Annotated in this window: 17 protein-coding genes; 7 read left to right on the forward strand and 10 right to left on the reverse strand. The window is 64.8% G+C overall.

The features are described 5' to 3' along the window. Nucleotides 1-7: 7 nt before the first annotated feature. The 4 genes from BOO71_RS13860 to BOO71_RS13875 all read right to left on the reverse strand — a co-directional run bounded on the left by BOO71_RS13860 (nucleotide 8) and on the right by BOO71_RS13875 (nucleotide 5,894). Complete coding sequence (locus BOO71_RS13860) at nucleotides 8-1,474, reverse strand: rhamnulokinase (RefSeq protein ID WP_075833327.1); 1,467 nt, start codon at nucleotides 1,472-1,474, stop codon at nucleotides 8-10. A 157-nt stretch (nucleotides 1,475-1,631) separates the two neighbouring features. Next, nucleotides 1,632-3,734 (reverse strand): bifunctional aldolase/short-chain dehydrogenase, encoded by a 2,103-nt coding sequence (locus BOO71_RS13865; protein ID WP_083653425.1) that lies wholly within the window; start codon nucleotides 3,732-3,734, stop codon nucleotides 1,632-1,634. 143 nt (nucleotides 3,735-3,877) lie between these two features. Then, nucleotides 3,878-5,080 (reverse strand): L-rhamnose isomerase, encoded by a 1,203-nt coding sequence (gene rhaI / locus BOO71_RS13870; RefSeq protein ID WP_075833329.1) that lies wholly within the window; start codon nucleotides 5,078-5,080, stop codon nucleotides 3,878-3,880. A gap of 37 nt (nucleotides 5,081-5,117) precedes the next feature. Beyond that, nucleotides 5,118-5,894, reverse strand: a complete 777-nt coding sequence (locus BOO71_RS13875; RefSeq protein WP_075833331.1) for a DeoR/GlpR family DNA-binding transcription regulator — start codon at nucleotides 5,892-5,894, stop codon at nucleotides 5,118-5,120. 131 nt (nucleotides 5,895-6,025) lie between these two features. On the opposite strand from BOO71_RS13875, the gene BOO71_RS13880 reads away from it, so the two are divergent. The 6 genes from BOO71_RS13880 (at nucleotide 6,026) to BOO71_RS13905 (ending at nucleotide 12,647) form a co-directional block, all read left to right on the forward strand. Continuing rightward, the gene (locus BOO71_RS13880) at nucleotides 6,026-6,361 is read left to right on the forward strand and encodes an L-rhamnose mutarotase (RefSeq protein WP_075833333.1); all 336 of its coding nucleotides are present in this window, start codon (nucleotides 6,026-6,028) and stop codon (nucleotides 6,359-6,361) included. Then, nucleotides 6,354-7,886 (forward strand): sugar ABC transporter ATP-binding protein, encoded by a 1,533-nt coding sequence (locus tag BOO71_RS13885; protein WP_075833335.1) that lies wholly within the window; start codon nucleotides 6,354-6,356, stop codon nucleotides 7,884-7,886. Before BOO71_RS13880 ends, BOO71_RS13885 begins: the two co-directional genes overlap by 8 nt. Further along, complete coding sequence (locus tag BOO71_RS13890) at nucleotides 7,883-8,905, forward strand: ABC transporter permease (RefSeq protein ID WP_075833337.1); 1,023 nt, start codon at nucleotides 7,883-7,885, stop codon at nucleotides 8,903-8,905. Before BOO71_RS13885 ends, BOO71_RS13890 begins: the two co-directional genes overlap by 4 nt. Next, nucleotides 8,902-9,891, forward strand: a complete 990-nt coding sequence (locus BOO71_RS13895; protein WP_254843165.1) for an ABC transporter permease — start codon at nucleotides 8,902-8,904, stop codon at nucleotides 9,889-9,891. Before BOO71_RS13890 ends, BOO71_RS13895 begins: the two co-directional genes overlap by 4 nt. A gap of 59 nt (nucleotides 9,892-9,950) precedes the next feature. Further along, on the forward strand, nucleotides 9,951-10,952 hold the full coding sequence (rhaS, locus tag BOO71_RS13900) for a rhamnose ABC transporter substrate-binding protein (protein WP_075833339.1): 1,002 nt from the start codon (nucleotides 9,951-9,953) through the stop codon (nucleotides 10,950-10,952). A 267-nt stretch (nucleotides 10,953-11,219) separates the two neighbouring features. Continuing rightward, nucleotides 11,220-12,647, forward strand: coding sequence for an arabinose isomerase (locus tag BOO71_RS13905; protein WP_075833341.1), 1,428 nt, complete (start codon nucleotides 11,220-11,222; stop codon nucleotides 12,645-12,647). A 175-nt stretch (nucleotides 12,648-12,822) separates the two neighbouring features. On the opposite strand, the gene BOO71_RS13910 is transcribed toward BOO71_RS13905, so the two are convergent. From BOO71_RS13910 to BOO71_RS13935, 6 genes are all read right to left on the reverse strand, one after another. Further along, the gene (locus BOO71_RS13910) at nucleotides 12,823-13,683 is read right to left on the reverse strand and encodes a hypothetical protein (RefSeq protein WP_075833404.1); all 861 of its coding nucleotides are present in this window, start codon (nucleotides 13,681-13,683) and stop codon (nucleotides 12,823-12,825) included. A 130-nt stretch (nucleotides 13,684-13,813) separates the two neighbouring features. Next, nucleotides 13,814-15,748, reverse strand: a complete 1,935-nt coding sequence (locus BOO71_RS13915; RefSeq protein ID WP_075833343.1) for a putative bifunctional diguanylate cyclase/phosphodiesterase — start codon at nucleotides 15,746-15,748, stop codon at nucleotides 13,814-13,816. Nucleotides 15,749-15,912: 164 nt separating this feature from the next. Continuing rightward, nucleotides 15,913-16,584: a GNAT family N-acetyltransferase gene (locus BOO71_RS13920; RefSeq protein WP_254843166.1), complete on the reverse strand. Its 672-nt coding sequence runs from the start codon at nucleotides 16,582-16,584 to the stop codon at nucleotides 15,913-15,915. Nucleotides 16,585-16,590: 6 nt separating this feature from the next. Further along, entirely contained in the window at nucleotides 16,591-17,871 is a 1,281-nt protein-coding gene (paaK, locus tag BOO71_RS13925) for a phenylacetate--CoA ligase PaaK (protein ID WP_075833347.1), read from the reverse strand. Between the two features lie 207 nt (nucleotides 17,872-18,078). Next, nucleotides 18,079-18,354 carry a hypothetical protein gene (locus tag BOO71_RS13930; protein WP_139322939.1) on the reverse strand — a complete coding sequence of 92 codons (276 nt, stop codon included), beginning with the start codon at nucleotides 18,352-18,354 and terminating at the stop codon, nucleotides 18,079-18,081. A gap of 236 nt (nucleotides 18,355-18,590) precedes the next feature. Continuing rightward, entirely contained in the window at nucleotides 18,591-20,189 is a 1,599-nt protein-coding gene (locus BOO71_RS13935; RefSeq protein WP_075833351.1) for a glycerol-3-phosphate dehydrogenase/oxidase, read from the reverse strand. Between the two features lie 430 nt (nucleotides 20,190-20,619). On the opposite strand from BOO71_RS13935, the gene BOO71_RS13940 reads away from it, so the two are divergent. Next, nucleotides 20,620-21,606 (forward strand): sugar-binding transcriptional regulator, encoded by a 987-nt coding sequence (locus BOO71_RS13940; protein WP_075833406.1) that lies wholly within the window; start codon nucleotides 20,620-20,622, stop codon nucleotides 21,604-21,606. Nucleotides 21,607-21,620 lie beyond the last annotated feature (14 nt).

A 21,620-nucleotide genomic window follows, 5' to 3' on the forward strand; every position in this document is an offset into this window, starting at 1 on the left:
TGAAGGTCTACCTCGACTCTACCGCGTGCGGCGCGCTCTGGCGAGGGAGAAACGTCCGCAAGTCGCACGAATCTCGCACGATCTGACGCGCTTCGGGCAGGGACGCGCCCGCCTGAATCAGCAGATTGCCCATCAACGTCGCCTCCACCGGGCCAGCGACCACCGTTTTGCCGCTGGCATCGGCGATGAGCTGATTCAGAACGCCGATCTGCGAACCGCCGCCCACGATATGAACGGTGCTGATGGGCTGCCCACTCACGTCTTCCAGCACGTCCAGAATCTGCGCCGTTCTGTGGGCCAGGCTGTCCAGCACGCAGCGGGTGATCTCTGCGGGCGTCTGTGGCACCGCCTGACCCGTCTCGCGGCAATAAGTCTGGACGCGCACGGGCATATCCGCGCCAGGCGGTGAAAATCGGGCATCGTCCGGGTCTATGAGCGGGCCTCCCTCGACAGCCTGCGCCTGCGCGTAGAGTTCGCCGTATTCCAATCCCCAACCCTCGTTGCACTGCTGGATGATCCACAGGCCCATCACATTCTTGAGAAGTCGGGTGGTTGCCCCCTGACCATCAACACCCACGCCTGCCTCGTTGGTCAGGTTTTCCGCCCGTGTGCGCGGTGTGATGACCGGCTGGGGCGTCTCGATGCCCACCAGACTCCAGGTGCCGCTGGACACATAGGCCCAGCCTGTACCCTCGGCAGGCACGGCGGCGACGGCAGAGGCAGTGTCATGCGTGGCAGGCATGATGACCTGAACGCCGCCCAGCCCGGTTTCGCGGGACACCTCTGGCAAAAGTTCGCCCAGGACGCTGCCAGCTTCGACGATGCGCGGCAGTATTCCAGTTGGAATCTCCAGCGCGTTCAGCAGTTCCGCCGCCCACGTTCCAGTCTGCGGATTGAAAAACTGCGTGCTGCTGGCGTTCGTCCTTTCGGTCACGGCCACACCGCACAGCCAGAAGTGGAGGAGGTCAGGCACCATCAACATCGTCTGCGCGCGGACCAGATGTTCGGGCGCTTCGGCGGCAAGCTGATACAGGGTGTTGAAGGGCAGAAATTGAATGCCAGTGGCGTCGTAAATCCGCTCGTCGGACAGTTGCGCCCGCACGCGCTCCATCACGCCGCTCAGGCGAGGGCTGCGGTAGTGGTGAACCTGCCCCAGCAGGTCGCCGCGCCCGTCCAGCAGGCCATAATCCACCGCCCAGGAATTGACGCCCACACTGGCGATCTCGCCGTGCCGCGACGCCAGTTTCAGGCCGTGCAGGACCTCGCGCCACAGGCCCAGGATGTCCCAGTAAAGTTGGCCGCGAACCGGAACGCCGCCGTTGGGGAAGCGGTGGAGAATCTCGACCTGGAGTTTGCCGCCTTCCAGCGTGCCGAGGGCGACGCGGCCACTGGAAGCACCCAGGTCAATGGCAATGAAGCGGCGTGTGGCGTGGGACTCGTGGCTGTTTTGATTGGATTGGTTTTGGGACGCCATGCTCGCCTACCCCCTCCCCAACCCTCCCCCATAAAGCGGGAGGGAGCTGACAACGCAGTCCTTGTTTTTCTTCTCCCTCTTCATGGGGGAGATGTCGCGTAGCGACAGACTTGCAAAGCTGCGGAGCAGAGGGGGTGGTGAGCGTAGCGAACTCGCCTCAGCGCACATACGCTGTCGGCACGCCCCCGTCCACCGTGATCACGCCGCCCGTCGTCTTCGCGGCGGCGGGCGAGATCAGCCAGTACGTCGCCTCGGCAATATCTTCGGGGAACACATTGACCTTGAGGGTGGTGCGGTTGCGGTAGAACTCTTCGAGCTGATCGGGCTGAAGGCCATACGTCGCCGCGCGTTCGGCCCGCCACTTGCCGTCCCAGATGCTGCTTCCGGCCAGGATGCCGTCGGGCAGCACCGAGTTGACCCGGATGCCCGCCGCGCCGCCTTCCTCGGCCAGACAGCGGGCCAGATGCAACTCTGCCGCCTTGGCCGCGCTGTAGGCCGCCGCGTTCTTGCCCGCCGCCACGCTGTTCTTGCTGCCGATAAACACCAGACTGCCGCCCGTGGCCTGCGCCCGCATCAGCTTGAATGCCTCACGGGCCACCAGAAAGTAGCCGGTGGAGAGAATGCTCTGGTTGCGGTTCCACATTTCCAGGCTGGTGTCTTCGATGGGGGCGCTGGACGCGATTCCGGCGTTATTGACGGCGATGTCCACGCCGCCGTAGGTCAGGACGGCGTGCTGGTACGCATGGGTGACCTGCCCCTCCTCAGTCACGTTCATAGAAACGGCGGTGGCCCGGCGGTGGCCGCGCCCTTTGGTGACCTCATCCGCCACCGTCTGTCCACCGTCTGCGTTCAGATCGGCGATAACGATGTGCGCGCCGTCCGCCGCGAGCCGGTGGGCAATCGCCCGCCCGATACCGCTGGCCGCACCGGTGACCAGGGCCACATGCCCCTCCAGCGCCTTGGGCGCAGGCTTGAGGCTCAGTTTGTACAGTTCCAGCGGCCAGTATTCAATCGCGTAACTCTCGGCGGCGCTCAATGACACGAAGCCGCCCAGACTGCTGGCCGATTTCATGACCTGAATGGCGCGGGTGTAGAGCTGGCGCGACACGTCGGCCCCCTGAGCGTCCGGGCCGCTGTTGACCATGCCCAGCCCCGGAATCAATACCACGCGCGGCGCGGGCATGAACATCACGTCGCCGTCTCCCTTATTCCCGTCGAAATACGCGGCGTACTCGGTCTTGAAGCGGGTCACGCCCTCCTGCGCGGCAGTTTTCAGGGCGTCCAGTCCCTGTTCCGGGGTCCAGTCCAGGTACAGCGGCACGCGCTTGGTATGCACCAGATGATCCGGGCAGGCCGCGCCCACCTGCGACAATTCGGCGGCAGCGTTGGAGTTGACGAATTCCATGATGTTCGGCGAGGTGTCCACTTCCAGAATCACCGGACGCGCCCCCTTCATCGCGCCGCGCAGAATGGGCAGAACGCTGAATAATAAGGCGTCACGTTCCTCGTCCGAAACGCTCTGGACTTTCGCGCCGCCGAAGGGCTGGGCCTCGGCGTGGGCGTCCAGATATGCCTGCGCCTCGCCGATGATTTTGAGGGTGAATTCGTAACTCTCTTTCGACGTGTCGCCCCAGGTCACCAGCCCGTGTTTGCCCATCACCACGGCTTCCAGCCCCGGATTGTCGCGCACCGCCGCGCCGATCTGCTGGCTCAGGGTGAAGCCGGGGCGGATATAGTCCACCCACGCCGCCCTGTCGCCGTAAATCTCGCGCATGATGTCGGGGCCGTTGGGGGTGCAGGCGATGGCGATAATCGCGTCCGGGTGCGTGTGATCCACATGCTTGGCCGGAACGAAAGCGTGCAGCAGCGTCTCGATGCTCTGGCGCGGGCGGCCCACTTCAAACGCCGTGCGGTCCAGATACGCCGTCATCTCCTCGTCGCTCATGTTAGGGCGGTCAAAGAGGGGGGAGACCTCGTCCAGCTTCAGTCCGGCAAATCCTTTCTCGGTGATGCTGGCGATGTCCGAACCCGAACCCTTGACCCACAGCACCGTCACGTCGCGGCCCAGGTGATCAATTTCGACGCTCTTGGTGCTGGTGTTGCCGCCGTAGATGTTGACCAGCGTGCGGTCCGCGCCCAGCAGGTTGGAGCGGTAGGTCAGGCTGGCAAGGCCGTCTGATTTGGGCGCGGCGTCGTCGTTCCAGTGGTTTTCAGGCAGGCCAGGACGGGTGGAGGCGGTGCGGGTCTGGGTTTCGGTCATGTGGGCAGCTCCTTGATCGGGGTGAGAGACGGCAGCAGCTTTAAGAGATTTGGAGCTTGAGAGTGAGGAGTGGCGCTGGGAGGGCGCTTCGTTTCCCCCCTCCCAGCCTCCCCCGCAAGGAGGGAGGAGCAAAGAGAAAGGCTTTAGACGATTCCAGCCTTTTCCCTGACCGGATAGCCGCCGCCGCCCGTCTGGGTCCCGCGCTCATCCGCAACTCTGGCCTGATAGCCGCTGTCCCGGTGCGCCTTGATCGGATCGAGCGGCAATCCCAGTTCGCCGCGCAGCTCCCGCAGCAGCGGGCGCACATCTGATTTGAAGGCGTCGGTCAGGACCCGGTGGGCGGCCAGCACATCGCCCCTCTCCTGGGCCTCGCGCAGCAGATCGCGGTCGATCAGCAGGGCGGCGGCGTAGGCTTCCTGGCAGTTCAGAACGCTTTGCAGCATGGCCTCCACCTTCGGCTCAATGTTGTGGCTCTGATCGATCATGTAGGCCACGTTCTGCGCAGTGCGGCGGGTCACGTCGTCCGCCGAATTCGCGCCGGAGACCAGTTCGGCGTAGATGCAAAACAGCTCGAAGGGGTTGGTGGTGCCCACGATCAGATCGTCGTCGGCATAGCGGCGGGCGTTGAAGTGGAAGCCGCCCAGCCGCCCCTCGTCCAGCAGAAAGGCCACGATCTGCTCGATGTTCACGCCCTGCGCGTGGTGCCCCAGATCGACAAGAACCTGTGCCTTTTCCCCGATGGCGAGGCAATGTGAGTACGCCGCGCCCCAGTCGAAAAGGTCCGTGGCGTAGAAAGCTGGCTCGAACAGTTTGTATTCCACCAGCATTCGCGCGTTGTCGGGCAGCGCGTCGTGAACCGTCTTCAACCCCGCACGCATCCGTCGTTTTCGCGCCCGTAAGTCGTCCTGCCCAGCGTAGTTGGTGCCGTCGGCAAACCACAGCGAGAGGTCACGGCTGCCGGTCTGTTTCATGACCTCCACGCAGTCCAGCAGGTGCGCCGTGGCCTGTTCGCGCACGGCCTCGTCCGGGTTGGTGACGCTTCCCAGCTTGTATTCCTCGTCCTGAAACACGTTGGGATTGATTGCGCCGATATGCAGGCCACGCGCTGAGGCATAGGTTTTCAATTCCGAATAATCCTCTACCTCGTCCCAGGGAATGTGCAGGGCCACGCCGGGGGCGATGCCCGTCAGGCGCTGGACCTCGGCGGCGTCGTCCAGCTTTTCCCAGATGTCGCGGGCCGCGCCGGGGGCGGCAAAGGTCTTGAAGCGCGTGCCGGAGTTGCCGTAGCCCCACGACGGCGTTTCGATGCGCTGGGCTTGCAGGGCGGTCAGAAGATCGGCGTTCATAGGTTCCTCCAGAGAGCGGGCATCACCGTGCTGGGCATTACGGGGCCACGATCAGTTGAATGTCGTCGTTGTCCAGGCGGGATTTCAGTTCGGCGTCGGGTTCGGCGTCAGTGATCAGGGTGTTGATATCGCTGTGATCGGCAATCGTCGCCAGCGCCTTGCGGCCAAACTTGCTGCTGTCCACCAGCGCCACCACGCTGCTGCCACTGCGGACCAGCGCCCGTTTCGCGCCCACCTCGGGCAGATGCGGATCGGTGAATCCGGCGTCCGGCGTGTAGCCTTTTGCTGAAAAAAAGACGAGATCGGGGTGCAGCCGCTCGATGGTGTCGGTGAAGAATGCGCCCACGAACGAACGGGCCGGAGCGTGAAAGTTGCCGCCCGCCATCAGGAAGGGCACGCCGCCTGCGGCCAGCACATTGGCGGCGTCCAAACTACAGGTGATCGCCTGAACCTGCCGGGCGGGCAACAGGCGGGCCAGCGCCAGACTCGTCGTGCTGGCGTCCAGCGCCACCGTATCGCCGTCCTGAATCAGATTCAAAGCGGCGCGGGCGATGCGTTCCTTGGCGTCCACGTTCTGAGAAGCGCGCATGGACTGCGACAGTTCCTCGGCGGTGCGCTCCAGCAGTTGTGCGCCGCCGTGGACGCGCAGCAGTTTGCCCTGTTCGCACAACGCATCGATATCGCGCCGCACGGTCATTTCGTGAACGCCGAAGTCGGCGGCCAGATCCTTGATCCGCACCACCTTATCGCTCAGGGCACGGCGCAAGATGTCCTGCTGACGCCCCGGCAGGGGAGCCATGATCTCTGAATGCATGGCGGTATCCTAACATCAAAGTCACAAAATGCAACAGGGTCTTGCAATGTTGTGTGGGCTTGTGCTTAGATACTTTCCGTACCTCAACCCAGCCAGGCCCCGGCGGCCCTTCACTTTCTCAGGAGTCTTTGATGTCCCATCCTGCCCAACCACAACGGGTCTGTTTTCTGCTCCAGGTGCGCCCGGAGCGCCTCGCGGAGTACCGGGAACGCCACCGCGCGGTGTGGCCGGAGATGCTCGCGGCCCTGAGCGAGACGGGCTGGCATAACTATTCGCTGTTTCTGAAAGACGACGGCCTGCTGATCGGTTACTTTGAAACGCCCGATCTTCAGGCCGCCCGCGAAGGCATGTCACAGCGCGACGTGAATGCCCGCTGGCAAAGCGAGATGGCCCCGTTTTTCGTGGAACTGGACGGCAACCCGGACGAGGGCTTCCTGCAACTGGAAGAGGTGTTTCATCTTGACTGAACCTCAAACCACCCAACCGCTGCTGACCCTCAGCCATGCCAGCAAGTCCTTCGGGCCAGTTCAGGCGCTCTCCGACGTGAGCATCAAGCTGTACCCCGGCGAAGCGCACGCGCTGCTGGGCGAGAACGGCGCGGGCAAAAGCACCTTCGTCAAGATTCTGGCCGGGGTTCACCGCCGCGAGGGCGGCACGCTGAGGGTGGCAGGCCAGAGCGCCGATTTCCACTCGCCCGGTGAGGCGACGGCAGCAGGAATTGCCATCATTTACCAGGAACCCACCCTCTTTCCCGATCTGTCGGTGGCCGAGAATGTATTGATGGGACGGCAGCCCCTGGCCGGACTGGGCCGCATCGACACCCGCGCCATGAACGCCCGCGTCACGGAGTTGCTGCGCGAACTGGGCGTGGCCCTCGATCCCTCGCGGCCCGTGCGCGGCCTGAGCATCGCCGATCAGCAACTGGTGGAAATTGCAAAGGCACTGTCGCTGAACGCCAACGTGCTGATCATGGACGAGCCGACGGCGGCCCTCACCCTGTCCGAGACAGACCGGCTGTTCCGGGTGGTGCGCGCCCTGCGCGAACGCGGCGCGGCGGTGCTGTTCATCACGCACCGGCTGGAAGAAGTGTTTGCCGAGTGCCAGCGCGTGACCGTCATGCGCGACGGCACCTGGGTCAGCAGCGGGCCGATCAGCGACTACGACACCGATCTGGTGGTCAAGCAGATGGTGGGCCGCGAACTGGGTGACCTGTACCCGCGCGGCGAGATGACTCTGGGGGAGGTGGCGCTGTCCGTCCGCAACCTGAGCCAGCCGAAAATGTTCTCCGATATTTCCTTCGACGTGAGTCGGGGCGAGATCGTCGCGCTGGCCGGGCTGGTGGGGGCCGGGCGCAGCGAGGTGGCCCGCGCCATCTTCGGCATCGATCCGCGCAGCGGGGGCGAGCTTCGCATCGGCGACGCTGTAATTCCGCCGAACAGCACCCGTGCTGCCATGAGCGCTGGGCTGGGCCTGGTGCCCGAAGACCGCCGCCAGCAGGGCCTGGTGATGGACCTGAGCATCGAGCGCAACGCCAACCTCGCCATTCTGAACCGCCTGACGGGTGGCCTATTAATGAACCGCAAGGCCGAGGCTGAGAACGCGCAGAACTGGACGAGCAAACTCCAGCTCAAGGCGCACCGCCTGAGCGATCCGGTCAGCAGCCTGTCGGGCGGCAACCAGCAGAAGGTGGTGCTGGCGAAATGGCTGTCCACCAATCCCAGCGTGCTGATCGTGGACGAACCGACGCGCGGTGTGGACGTGGGTGCGAAGGCCGAGGTGCATAAGACGCTGGCGGAACTGGCGGCCTCTGGTCTGGCCGTGCTGATGATCTCCAGCGACTTGCCCGAAGTGCTGGGCATGGCAGACCGTATTCTGGTCATGCGCGAGGGACAACTGGTGGGTGAACTGAGCCGCGCGGAGGCCAACGAGGAAGCCGTGATGTATCTGGCAACGGGGCAGCGGGCCGGGGCCAAACAGGCGGGTGCAGCGTGACCGAACGTTCTGTGGCCGCCTCCGCCCCAGCTTCCCCCGGCTGGCTGAGCCGCCTGCTGATGGCCCGCGAGGTCAGTCTGGTGGGCCTGCTGCTGCTGGTCACGCTGGGAACTGCCGTGATCAATCCGCTATTCCTCAGCTTCGGCAGCGTGCGCGATCTGCTGCTGAACGTGTCGATCATCGCCCTGCTGGTGGTGGGACAGACGCTGGTGCTGCTGATGAAACACGTCGATCTGAGCGTGAGCAGCACCGTGGGCCTCAGCGCCTTTCTGACCGGCTCGCTGTTCGTCGCCAATCCTGGAATGCCGGTACCGCTGGCCCTGCTGTTCGGGCTGGGGCTGGGGGCGGTGCTGGGCAGCGTCAACGGCCTGCTCGTCGCTTACGGCAAGGTTCCGGCCCTGGTCGCCACGCTGGGGACGCTGTACGTGTTCCGGGGCATTACCTACGCGGTGGTTCATGGCGGGCAGATCAACGCTTCCAACCTGCCGCCGGGCTTCCTGGGCTTCGGCACCGGCAGCGTGCTGGGCGTGCCCAATCTGGTGTTGCTGGCGGTGGCGGTGCTGATCGGCTTCGCGTTCTACCTGCGCTCATACCGGGGCGGGCGCGAGTACTACGCCGTCGGCTCCAACAGCGAGGCCGCCGTACTGGCCGGGATCAACGTCACGCGGCGCACCATGACCGGGTTTGTCCTCAGCGGGGCAATCGCGGGTCTAGCGGGCGTGCTGTATCTGGCGCGCTTCGGCACGGTAGACGCTACCGCTGGGACGGGGCTGGAGTTGCAGGTGATCGCGGCAGCGGTGGTGGGCGGCGTGAGCATCAACGGCGGCGTCGGCACGCTGCTGGGCGCGGGTCTGGGCGCACTGCTGCTGGGCGTGATGGGCAGCGCCCTGGTCACCCTGCGCGCCCCCGGCTTCTACCAGCAGGCCATTCAGGGCGCACTGCTGCTGGCCGCCATCAGCATCGACATGCTGGTGTCGCGCCGCGCCGCCAAACGCCTGCAAGAGGAGCGCAAATCGTGAACCGCTTCAAGGGTCTGCTGGGCTGGGAGTTCTCCCTGATCATCCTCGTCGGCGCAGCGCTGCTGATCGGCGGCCTGCTGTCACCCGACTTCCTCACCAGCTCCAACATCTCCTTCCTGACCGCCAATTTCAGCGAGGTGGCGCTGATGTCGCTGGCCATGACCCTGCTGATCATCGTGGGCGAGATCGATCTGTCGGTGGCGTCGATCCTTGGCCTGTGCAGCGCGGTCATCGGCGTGCTGTTCGCCGCCGGGGTGCCAATGCCGCTGGCGATTCTGGCGGCATTCGTGACCGGGGGACTGGCGGGGCTATTCAACGGCCTGCTGGTCACACGGCTGGGGCTGCCGTCGCTGGCGGTCACGATTGGCACGCTGGCGCTGTACCGGGGGCTGGCCTACGTGCTGCTGGGCGATAAGGCGATTGCGGACTTCCCGGCTTTCTACACCAACCTGGGCTTCGGCAACGTCCCCAGCACGCTGATCCCACTGCCGATGGCGCTGTTCGCGGTGCTGGCGATCCTGACCATTATCGTGTTGCACGCCACGCCGTTTGGCCGCTCGCTGTATGCGATTGGGGCCAACCAGATCGCCGCGCGGTTTTCGGGACTTCAGGTGGAGCGGGTCAAGCTCTCGCTGTTTGTGCTGTCGGGATTGATGGCCGCTCTGGCCTCGGCGGTCTACACCTTCCGTTTTGCCAGCGCCCGCGCCGACAATGCCAGCGGCTTCGAGCTGAGCGTGATCGCCGCCGTGTTGCTGGGCGGGGTCAGCATCTTCGGCGGGCGCGGCAGCGTGGTGGGAACGGTGGCCGCCGTGTTCCTGATCGGTATCATCAACGGCGCATTGACCATCCTGGACGTGTCCAATGAAATCCTGACCATCGTGACCGGGCTGCTGCTGATCGGCTCGGTGCTGGTGCCCAACCTTCTGACCCATTTCCGCACCTACCAACAACGCCGCCGAATCAAAGGCGACTCCGTGATCCAGTAGGGCATTCCGTCCAGAAACCCCTTCACCCGCCCCCTTCTCTCTCCCTTCGGAGGTTCGTTATGAAAAAGCGCATTCTGCTGTTGTCCGCCCTGGCCCTCGGCCTGTCCACCCTGTCGTTCGCCCAGGCTCCCACCAGCATCAAGAAGGGCCTGAAGATCACGCTGCTGCCCAAAAACATCAACAACCCCTACAACGTCATCGAGACGCAGGGCGGCCTGGACGCGGCCAAGGAAATCGGGGCCGTCGCCAAAGTTGTGGGGCCGTCCGATGCAGGGGCCAGCAGCCAGGTCAGCTACATCAACACCGCCATCGCGCAGCGCCAGGACGCGCTGGTTCTGGCGGCCAACGATGCCAACGCGCTGTTGCCGTACCTCAACCGCGCCAAGCAGGCCGGGGTCAAGATCGTCACGATGGATTCCGACACCGCCGTGTCGGGGCGCACCCTCTTCATCAACCAGGCCAACTCCGAGGGCATTGGCCGCGCGCAGGTGCAACTGCTGGGCAAGCTGATTGGCTACAAGGGCGACATCGCCGTTCTGAGCGCCACGCCCAACGCCACCAACCAGAACACCTGGATCAAGTGGATGGAAGAAGAGCTGAAGCTGCCCAAGTACAAGGACATGAAACTGGTCAAGATCGCCTACGGCAACGACGACGATCAGAAGTCCTTCACGGAAATGCAGGGCCTGATCCAAGCGTACCCCAACCTGAAAGGCGTGATCTCGCCCACCACCGTCGGCATCTCGGCGGGCGCGCGTTACCTGTCCACCAGCCCCAGCAAGGGCAAGGTGGCCCTGACCGGCCTGGGTACGCCCAACCAGATGCGCGCCTTCGTCAAGGACGGCACCGTCACCGCCTTCCAGTTGTGGAACCCCGGCGATGTGGGCTACCTCGCCACCTACGCGGCGGCCTCGCTCGCCAGCGGCATGATCACCGGCAAGCAGGGCGAAACGTTCATGGCGGGCAAGCTGGGCAAGTACACCGTGGGCAAGGACGGCGAGGTTGTGCTGGGGCCGCCCTACACCTTCGACAAGGCAAACATCGACAAGTTCGATTTCTGAGGATGATGTCGAGCCTGTGTTGCAGGGTTGGCTACCACGGTTAACCCCTCCGCCCCTTCGGGGCACCTCCCCTCAAGGGGAGGCAAGGAGATTCCTGCGTGGCAAGATCAATTGCACCTCTTGGCTCCCCTTGAGGGGAGCTGGCGGCGCAGCCGACTGAGGGGTTAAACCGTGGGGCCTACCCCCTAACACCGAATAACTTTCACCCCGCCGCCCACGTCCATCACCGGACTGGGCGGCCTTTCCATCAACATCAGCGAGGTTCCCATGCCCCACCATCCATTCAAAGTCGGCCTCTTCGGGATCGGGCTGGACACGTACTGGCCGCAGTTTCCGGGGCTGGAAGAACGCCTGAAAGGCTACGTGGCGCAGGTGGCCGCGCGGCTGGAGCGTCCCGGCGTGGAAGTCGTCAACCTGGGCCTGATCGACTCGCCCACCGGGGCGCGTGAAGCAGGGCACCAACTGAGACAGGCCGATGTGGACATCATTTTCCTGTACGCCACCACCTACGCGCTGTCCTCCACCGTGCTGCCCGCTGTACAGCGTGCCGGGGTTCCAGTAGTCATCCTGAATTTGCAGCCCACGGCAGCGATTGACTACGCCAGTTTCAACACGTTAGGCGACAGAACAAAGATGACGGGTGAGTGGCTGGCTTACTGCGCCGCCTGCCCGGTGCCGGAAATCGCCAACGTGTTTACCCGCGCGGGCATTCCCTTTCATCAGGTGACGGGCGTGCTGGACGGTGATCCGCATGTCTGGCAGGAAGTGGATGGCTGGCTGGAAGCGGCGCGCGTGGCACACGTCATGGAACATGGCCGCCTGGGCGTGATGGGCCACTATTACAACGGCATGCTCGACATCTACAGCGATCTGACCTTGCAGGCCATCGCCTTCGGCACCCACATTCAGATCGTGGAGCTGGACGAGCTGGCGGCTCTCCGTAAAGAGGTTGGAGAGGTGGAGGCAGCAGAGCGCGTTCAGGATTTTCAGCGGGAATTTGAAGTTCAACCCGACTGCGCCCCCGAAGAACTGGCCCGCGCCGCCCGCACCAGCGTGGCTCTGGACCAGTTTGTCGAAAAGCATGGCCTGACCTCGCTGGCCTACTACGCCGAGGGAACCCCTGGCAGCGACAACGAAGACGTGATGGGTTCGGTGATTCTGGGCTGCTCGCTGCTGACTGCACGCGGCATTCCGGTGGCCGGGGAATACGAGGTCAAGAACGCCCAGGCCATGAAGATCATGGAGGCCTTCGGCGCGGGCGGTTCATTCACCGAGTTTTACGCGCTGGACTTCGCGGACGACGTGGTGCTGATGGGCCACGATGGTCCCGGCCATGTGGGCATCGCGCAGGGCAAAACGAAGGTGCGCCCGCTGGCGGTCTACCACGGCAAGGTGGGCAGCGGCCTGAGTGTGGAAATGTCCGTGCGCTGCGGCCCCGTGACCCTGCTCTCGGTGGTGGAGGACGGCGGAAGCCTGAAGTTGCTGGTGGCCGAGGGTGAGTCCGTACCCGGCCCCATTCTGGAAATCGGCAACACCAACAGCCGCTACCGCTTTTCACTGGGCGCGCGGGGATTTGTGCAAGCCTGGAACGCCCAGGGGCCGGCGCACCACTGTGCGGTGGGCGTGGGACACATCGCGGACCAGATCCGTAAACTGGGGGCATTGAAGGGGCTGCGGGTCATACAGGTGTGCTGAAGGCGCGTTCCCGACTCTTTCTCCAGCAGTCCTCCAGCGCAGTGACCACACCCTGAACGGCAGCAACACGGCTGCAACCCGCTCGTTCACTACCCGCCTTTCAAACAGGTTCCAGGCGGGAAGTGCGGGAATCGGCGCTGTTCCGATGTTTGCCGCGTTGCGGACGGAATCCGTATCACTCGAAGCTGACGCGGCGCTGCAAGGTCAGTTGCGTCTGGCCCACGGTGCGGTCCGAGGCCACCGCCCGACACGCGAAGTGGTGCAGGGGTTCCTGAGCGGCAGTGGCCTGCGCCTCGAAAGTCACCGATTCCCCGGCCCAGCAGAAGTCCTGGGTCTCGACAGTGGCCTGCGGAATCCAGAACGGCTGGCCCTCGCCCAGGCTCAGCCCGGCAAGTTGCGAGAGCTGGCCCATCAGGATGGCCACCGGCATGGCCGGATACCGCTCGAAGTGCCCGGCACAGGCGGCGGCGGGCACCTCGGAAATATGGCGCCTCCAGGTGTCGCCCGAATGAGAGACGTGCCCTTCCGGCAGGAGTGGCATGCGGTCCAGGGTCTGGGCCACGAACTCCGGGCGCTCGCGCGAGCGGAACAGCCGGGCAAAGGCATTGTCGGTCAGGATGGTGTACTGCACCTCCACCTCGGCCAGCGGCTGACCACCTGCAACGGCCTGGATGCGGGCGGTGGCCTCGCGCCGGGTCAGGCCCAGCAGGGTGGCCCTGAGCGTGACCCTGGAGCCGTAGGGGGCGTCGCCCACAAAGCCCCGGTAGCGGGCGCGCTGGGCCAGGTAGTAGCGGCGTTGATCGTCCGGCTGGGCCAGGGCGGCCACGCACAGGCCCGCGATAGCGGCGTGGCGGCTGAGTTCCGCGCCCTGAATGGGACCGAGTTCTGCACTCTGCGGCAATTCCGCCTGGACCTCGGCTAGCAGGTCCTGGCCGTCCAGGTGCAGGTGTTCCAGGGCAAAGTACGGCGGACGGACACAGATGCGGCGAAGCAGCTCGGCAGGATGGACGGGCTGCGGCGTAACAGGGCAAGGCATGGGTATGACGCTGGGGAACATGGAGCCTCCGGGGATGGGTTGGGGTTCCTCAAGATATGGCGTGCGGCTGCAAACACCGTGGGCTATCTTCCCCAGACTCCAGACCCCACGGCCCTGATGACCCCGAAGCTCAGTTCAGCCGCTTGTGGTGGGCTGTTGCGGCTTCAGGCTGCCCACGGTCCAGCAGTTCGGTCAGGCTCGCGGCGTCCAGGGGCCGGGCAAAGTAATAGCCCTGGCCGAAATCGCAGCCAAAACTGCGGACCGCCTCCAATTGCCCCGCCGTCTCGACACCCTCGGCCACCACCTGAAGGTCCAGGGTCCGTGCGATGCCCACGATGGCCGTGATCAGTGCCACGGCGTACTGCGGGGCGCGGCGAGGCGAGGCGATGTCCTCAATGAACGAGCGGTCGATCTTGACGCAGCCGATGGGCAGATCGCGCAGGTACGCCAGCGAGGAATAGCCGGTGCCGAAGTCGTCGATGGTGATTTCCACGCCCAGCCGCCGCAGGCCGCGCAGGGCCGCCTGCACCAGCGCCGGGTCCTGCATCACCGCGCCCTCGGTGAGTTCCAGTTCCAGCTTGTGGGCGGGCAGACCGCTGAGCAGCAGCGCGGCCTTGACCTCGTCGACAAACCCCGGCTGCGCGAACTGGACCGACGACACGTTCACCGTGACCGTTCCGGCCCAGCCGTAGTCTTCGCGCCAGCACCGCGCCTGCACGCAGGCCCGCTCCAGCACCCAGCGGCCCACCGGCATGATCTGGCCGCTGGACTCGGCGATGGGAATGAAGACGGCGGGCGAGACCATACCGAACTCGGGATGGGTCCAGCGCAGCAGGGCCTCCACCTTGCCCATCTCCCCCGTTTCCAGGTGGTAGATCGGCTGAAAGACCAGCGTGAGCTGCTCACGGGCCAGCGCGAACTGGAATTCGCGGGTCAGCAGGACCGTGCGCTCCAGCTCGGCGTCCAGCGCCGCGTCGAAACGCCTCACGCCGTTGCGCCCCGTCCGTTTGATCTGGTACATCGCGGCGTCCGCGTGCCGCAGCAGGGTTTCGGCGTCCCGGCTGTCTTCCGGGAACACACTGATGCCGATGCTGGCACTGAGCTGAACCTGCTGGCCGCGCACCGTGAAGGGCCGCGCCAGCTCGGCCAGAAGCCGCTGGGCCAGGGCGGCGGCCCAGGTGGGGGCGGCCCCCTGCAGGATGACCACGAATTCGTCCCCGCCGATGCGGGCCGCCAGATCCTGCGCTCGGAGACTGGAACGCAGCCGCCCGGCAAATTCACGCAGCACCTGATCGCCCGAGCTGTGGCCCAGCGTGTCGTTGACCATCTTGAAGCCGTCCACATCGATAAACAGCAGCGTGAAGGCTTCACCATGCGCCACAGCCTCACCCAGCTCCTGCTCCAGTCTCAGGCGGCTGGGCAGGCCAGTCAGCAGGTCGGTGTGGACCAGTTGCTCCAGCGCGTCGGCCTGCGCCTGAATGGCCGAGAGCCGATCCTTGTAGCCGATGAACGCCTGGGTCAGGGTCAGCAGCGTCAGGTTGGCCAGCAGCATCTCGATCAGTGCGAACAGGACGCCACTGCTCTGCATGGTCCAGCCGGTGAGGACCGCGTATCCGACACTGACCAGCGTCATGGCCGCGAAGAAGATGAATGTGATGACACGCGCCGCCTTCAGGTTGGGAATCAGCAGGGCCAGCATGTACACCGCCGGAATCCAGAAGAACGATTCGGTCATCTCGGCCTGGATGGACAGACCGGGCGGCAAGAAATACAGCACATAGATCAGCTTGGACAGGAAGAACACACAGGACAGCAGCACCATGCTGGTGGTCACCCAGTTGGTGGAGCGCTCCCTGCGCCACAACACCAGTTCGAGCAGCAGCAGACCCACCGACATCGCGGGATAGGTCCACTGGTCAAAAACCGTTCCCTGCCCACTCAGGGGGTCGAGCCATACGCCCAGGAAAAATGCCAGCGCCGCCACCGGGATGGCCAGCAGCAGAATGCGCCGCCAGCCTCCCCCCCCGACTGAATACGTTGATCTCTGTTGCTCCAGCCGTGTCATGCTGCCCGGACACTAGCGCGGATGCCGTCACCAGACCCTGACAGCGCCGGCCTCATCTGGCACGACAGTCGGCCCAACTGTCAGCACAGTCGGTCAGGCCCCGATCTGGGAGGAAGTGGACTGTCAGCTTCCCAGTTCACGTCCTCCACACCCGGCGCGGTGTTCTAGCCTTTGCCTTTGCATGCGCTTCCAGGCTGGATTCCAAGATCGCAGGTCAGGCTCATCTGCCGCGCCGGACGGCCCAGCCACGGCGTCCACAATTCGGTCTGCTCCGATGCGGCGACGGTGAAGCCCGCTGTTCTGTACAGGCCCAGCGCCGCCTCGTTCTCGTCGGTGGTGGACAGTTGCACGCCGGGCACGCCCAGTTCCCGCAACCGCTCCAGATAGCGCTGAAGCAGCCCGCGCCCCAGCCCCAGCCCGCGCGATTGTGGCAGCAGATTCAGGTGCAGATGCGCCGGGAACCCGGTTTCGGAGGCGTGCGGCGACGGGTAGCGCAGGGTGCGGATCAGATACGGCAGGGCGGCGAGAGGGCGCGCGTAACGCCGGGTCAGGACGCCGGGCAGCACCGTATCCGCCACCACGCGCCCCAGCACCCGCCGATACGCGGCCTCGTTCAGCGAGCCGACGATGTAGCCGATCACGTCGCCCCCTACCTGGGCCACGTAGCCCACCGAATCCGGCAATCGGAAGTAGGTCCGCACCCACAGGTCTGCGAAAAGCTGTGGGTCCGGGAAGTATGTTTCGGCGCTGGCTCCAAAGAATCCTGTCTGGTACGCGATTTCTCCCAGCCGCGCCTCGTCGGTGGGCTGCATGGGGCGGATCAATGGACGGCTCAAACAGTCCTAGCGCTCGCCGCGCAGGTCCGTCACGCGGCGCAGTTTGCCACCCTCGCTGCGGGCTAGGCTGCCCGGCACGCACAGTTCGCAGCGCACGCTGACGCCCACCTGTGTCTTGATCAGGCGCACGATCTCGTCGCGCAGGGTGACGGCCTCGCTCTCGGCCTCTACCTGCAAGGTCAGCTCGTCCATCGGGCCGGTGCGGGTCAGGGTGACGTGGTAATGCGGGCTGACCTGCCCCAGGCTGACCAGCACAGCTTCCAGTTGAGTGGGGTAGACGTTGACGCCGCGCAGGATGATCAGATCGTCGCTGCGTCCCCGGATGATGTCCATGCGCCGCATTGTCCGGCCCGTTTTATTCTCGCCGGGCAGGAGGCGCGTGATGTCCCCCGTCCAGTAGCGCAGGATCGGCAACGCGCTGCGGCTGATGCTGCTCAGGACCAGCACGCCCCATTCGCCGTCCAGCAGCGCTTCCCCGGTATCAGGGTCCACGATTTCGGGGTAGAAATGGTCCTCCCAGATGTAACTGCCGCTCTGCTCGGCGGCGTCCTCGTTGCTCACGCCGGGGCCGATGATCTCGGAGAGGCCGTAGATGTTGGTGGCGGTCACACCCAGGCGTTTCTGGACCTCGGCGCGGGTCTTCTCGGCCCAGGGTTCCGCGCCCAACACGGCGTATTTCAGGGAATTGTCTTCTGGCGCAATTCCCTGGCGTTCCAGCGCCTCGGCCAGCACCAGGGCGTAACTGGGGGTGCAGGCGATCACCTCGGGTGCAAGGTCCTGAATCAGCCCCACCTGCCGCTCGGTGCCGCCACCGGAGACGGGCACGGTACACAGGCCCAGCCGCCGCGCGCCTCCGTCCAGCCCCAGCCCGCCCGTGAAGAGGCCGTAGCCGTAGGCGTTGTGGAACACCATGCCGGGCCGCGCCCCCGCCGCGTACAGGCTGCGGGCCACCACCTCAGCGAAGATGTCCAGATCGTGGGCGTCGTAGCCCACCACCGTCGGCTTGCCCCCGGTGCCACTGCTGGCGTGCAGGCGGCGCAGGGTGTCACGGGGCACGGCGCACAGGCCCAGCGGGTAATTGTCGCGCAGGTCCACCTTGCGGGTGAACGGAAAGCGGATCAGGTCTTCCAGCGTTCTCAGGTCATCCGGCCTGACCCCCGCCGCGTCAAACTTTTCGCGGTAGGCGGGAACGTGTTCGTACTGCCGGGCCACCATGTCCTGAAGGCGGCGCAGTTGCAGGGCGCGCAGTTCGGGCAGGGGCAGGGCTTCAAATTGGGGCTGGAACAAGGGAAAACCTCCTGGGGTGGAGGTCAGTTTAGCGGGCGGGTGGCTCTATGGGGCGGTGGGATAGATTCTTGATTCAGGTCGCCGCCTACCCGGTGGACCCCTTACCCTTCCGTCGCTACGTTCCTACCTCCTCTCACGTAAGGCTAGAAAGAGGAAAATGGGAGTTCGAGAATTGACTTCACATAAAGTCGGCCTGCCATGACAGTACTAACGAATGATGTTCATGGCCCTGTTGTACATCGCGCCCTGGGACGCCTCCTGGCTCTGGATGCGGTAGTGCGCTTCCCCTGCTTCCACTTCGTGGCCGGAGACGTCCACGAAGCAAAGGTCACCTTCATGCCGGAGGTCAAGGAGGTGTTCGACAAGCCGGATGAAATCTGCTGAAGTGTCCGGGGTGTTGAGCAGTCGCTTAAAGGTGCTGAACGACAACTGACACCCATGCCCTTCCCCCTTCGTCCTGCCCTGGTATTGGGGGTGGACCACGCTATGGCAGGCTGGACAGGGCATAGAAAGCCCGATCTGCTGTTCATAAATGAGCCACTCTGCCTGACAGTTCCGGCACATCATGATCACGTCTGGCTGGTCCCGGTCGAGCGGCTGGAAGGGCATCACCCTACCGTACCAAGTTTACTTGATACGTTCAGGGATCAGCACCAAAAAAACCGCCCGGACTCCAAATTCCGGGCGGCTCCACCTTCCTGTTCTATCTGAAGCTGCGCTCAGGCCGGGCGGGTTTCCATCTTTTCCCGGCCCACCGCATCCGCAGAAACGACTCCGCCGGGCAGCATGTAGCCCGCCGCCAGCTCCCGGTAAGCCTTCACTTGTGCGTCCTGCCATGCTTCATCCCGACCCAGTTCCTCGGCCAGGATCGCGGCCACGCGCGGTGCGGCGTCGGCACTGGCGCGGGCGTTCAGCAGCAGGGCGCGGGTGCGACGGGACAGCACATCCTCCACGGTGCGGGCCTGCTCCTGCTGCGCGGCCCAGCGCACTTCTGCTTCCATGTAAGGCAGTTCGGGATGCAGCCGCACGGACGCGCCGGGCAGTGCCTTGATCCGCTCGGCATCGGTGCCGTAGACCTTCCAGGGTTCGGGCAGATCGTCGTGGGTGGCCCCGTGCAGGCTGAGGCCCTCGGTCAGGCTCATGCGTGCAGGCAGGCCCACCAGTTCGGCGGCGCGGGTCACGGCGTCCGCGCCCATGCGGCGGTAGGTGGTCCACTTGCCCCCGGTCAGGGTGAGCATGCCGCCCGCCGAGATGCGGATGACGTGATCGCGCGACAGGGCCTTGGTATCGGTGCCCTCGGCAGCCTTGACCAGCGGGCGCAGGCCAGCGTAGACACTCCGCACGTCGGCACGGCCAGGCGCGGGGTCCAGGTACTGCGCCGCCGTCTTGAGAATGAAATCCACTTCCTCGGGCAGGGCGCGCGGCTCCCAGGACACGTCTGGCACGGGGGTATCGGTGGTGCCGATCACCACATGGTCATGCCACGGCACGGCGAACAGCACGCGGCCATCGTCGGTGCGGGGAACCATCAGGGCGCTGTCACCGGGCAGAAAATGACGGTCCACCACCACATGCACCCCCTGACTGGGCGAGAGCATCGGCTTCACCGCCGGGTCCTCCATGCGGCGCAGATCGTCCACGAAGACGCCTGTGGCGTTCACGACTACCCTGGCACGGGCCTCATGGGTCTGCCCGGTCTCGTCGTCGCGCCAGTGTGCGCCCACGACTTTGCCGCCGTCCATCAGCAGGCCCGTCACGGGCGCGTGGTTGACCGCCACGCCGCCGTGGTCCTCCAGGGTCCGCAGCAGCGTGATCGCCAGCCGGGAATCGTCGAACTGCCCGTCGAAGTACAGGATGCCGCCGCCCAGACCGTCTTTCTTCAGGGTAGGCGCACGCTTCAGGGCCTCCGTTTTACTGATGTAGCGGCTGTTTTGCAGGTTCAGCTTGCCCGCCAGCAGGTCGTACATCTTCAGGCCGATGCCGTAGAACGGCGCGGACCACCACTTGTAGGCGGCGATCACGAAGCCCAGATCACGCACCAGATGCGGGGCATTGCGCTTGAGCAGGCCGCGCTCGTGCAAGGCCTCGCGCACCAGCGAGACGTTGCCCTGGGCCAGATAGCGCACGCCGCCGTGGACCAGCTTGGTGCTGCGGCTGGACGTTCCCTTGGCGTAGTCATGGGATTCCAGCAGCAGCACGCTGTAGCCGCGCGTGGCCGCCTCCACCGCCGTGCCCAGACCGGATGCGCCGCCGCCGATCACCAGCATGTCCCAGGTCTGTGGCCGGGTGGCCGCCGCAATATTGTCGTCACGCGTCATAACACTTCCTTTTGGGCGGAGAAGAGGAATGGGGATCGCTCCGCACGTTTGTTCATTCTATTTGAACACACGTTCACTCGTAGAGCAAGCTGGAAAGCTGAACAGGTCGGGAAGGTGAATGGATGTTCGCAGTTTAGAACTTCGAGTGCTAGGGGTTACGAATGAGCAAAATACGTGCCAGACGAAGTTTCTCAAATACCCCAAGGCAGGGAAATCGTCTGTAGGCAGATAAGTAGGGATCTTTACGTATGGGAAGAAATTTCGACAAAATTCCTCACCTTGGCGTTTTCAAAGAAAAGCGAAAATGGACGTTCTGGACACGAGATTTTGATTTTCCGTAAATCTAGGGTAGTCATCATCCCCTAGCACCCGAAGTTTAGAGGTGGTCAACCCGCCCGGTCCCTGTTCCCGCCGTATGCTGACCCCACGTATGGCGCACGCTCCCGCCCCCTCTGCAAGCCAGGACCTTCAGGCCGTCCGGGTGGCGCGGCTGTATTACGTGCAGGGCCTGACCACCGACGCCATTGCTGGCGAGCTGGGGCTGTCGCGGCCCAAGGTGTCGCGTCTGCTGTCTCACGCACGGCGCAGCGGTCTGGTGGAAATCCGTATCCATGACCCGGAAGGTCAGGCACAGATGCTGGAAGCCCGTCTGCACGCGCGCTATCCCTTCTTGCACGCACAGGTGGTGGGCGTGCCGCAGGGCAGCCCGGAAACGCTGTGGCTGGAACGCACCGCCGCCGCCGCCGCCGCCGCGCTGACCGAATTGCTGCGCCCCGACATGACGGTGGGCCTGGCCTGGGGCAACACGCTGAATGCGGTGGGCCACGCGCTGATTCCGCATCCGGTGCCGGGGCTGACCTTCGTGCAGCTCAACGGCTCGGCCAACGCTGCCGACTTCATGAGCGGCTTCGTGACCGACACGATCCTGCGATTTGCGCGCAACTTCTCGGCAGGGGCGCAGCTCTTTCCGGTGCCCACCTTTTTCGACGATCCGTCCACCAAGCAGGCCATGTGGCGCGAGCGCAGTGTCCGGCATGTGCTGGAGTTGCAGGGGCGGGCGGAGTTGCTGATCTACTCGGTGGGCAGCGTGGACGCCTCCACCCCCAGCCACGTGTACAGCGCGGGCTATCTGGACGCTGGCGATCTGGCCGCGCTGGAGCAGCAGGGCGCGGTGGGCGACATCGCCACCGTCTTCTATCGCGCCGACGGCAGCGACGCGGGCCTGTCCCTGAACGCCCGTGCCAGCGGCCCGCCCCTGACGATGATCCGGGGGGCCAGCGAGTCACTGTGCGTGGTCAGCGGCCTGGGTAAGGCCGCCGCGCTGCACGCCGCCCTGGCCGGAACATTGATGCGCCGCCTGATCGTGGACGAGGTGACGGCGCGGGCCGTACTGGAACTGGGAGACGCTGGGCGCTGAGAAATTCTCCCCTG

The sequence above is a fragment of the Deinococcus marmoris genome, from assembly GCF_001949125.1.
Taxonomy (GTDB): Bacteria; Deinococcota; Deinococci; order Deinococcales; family Deinococcaceae; genus Deinococcus; species Deinococcus marmoris_A.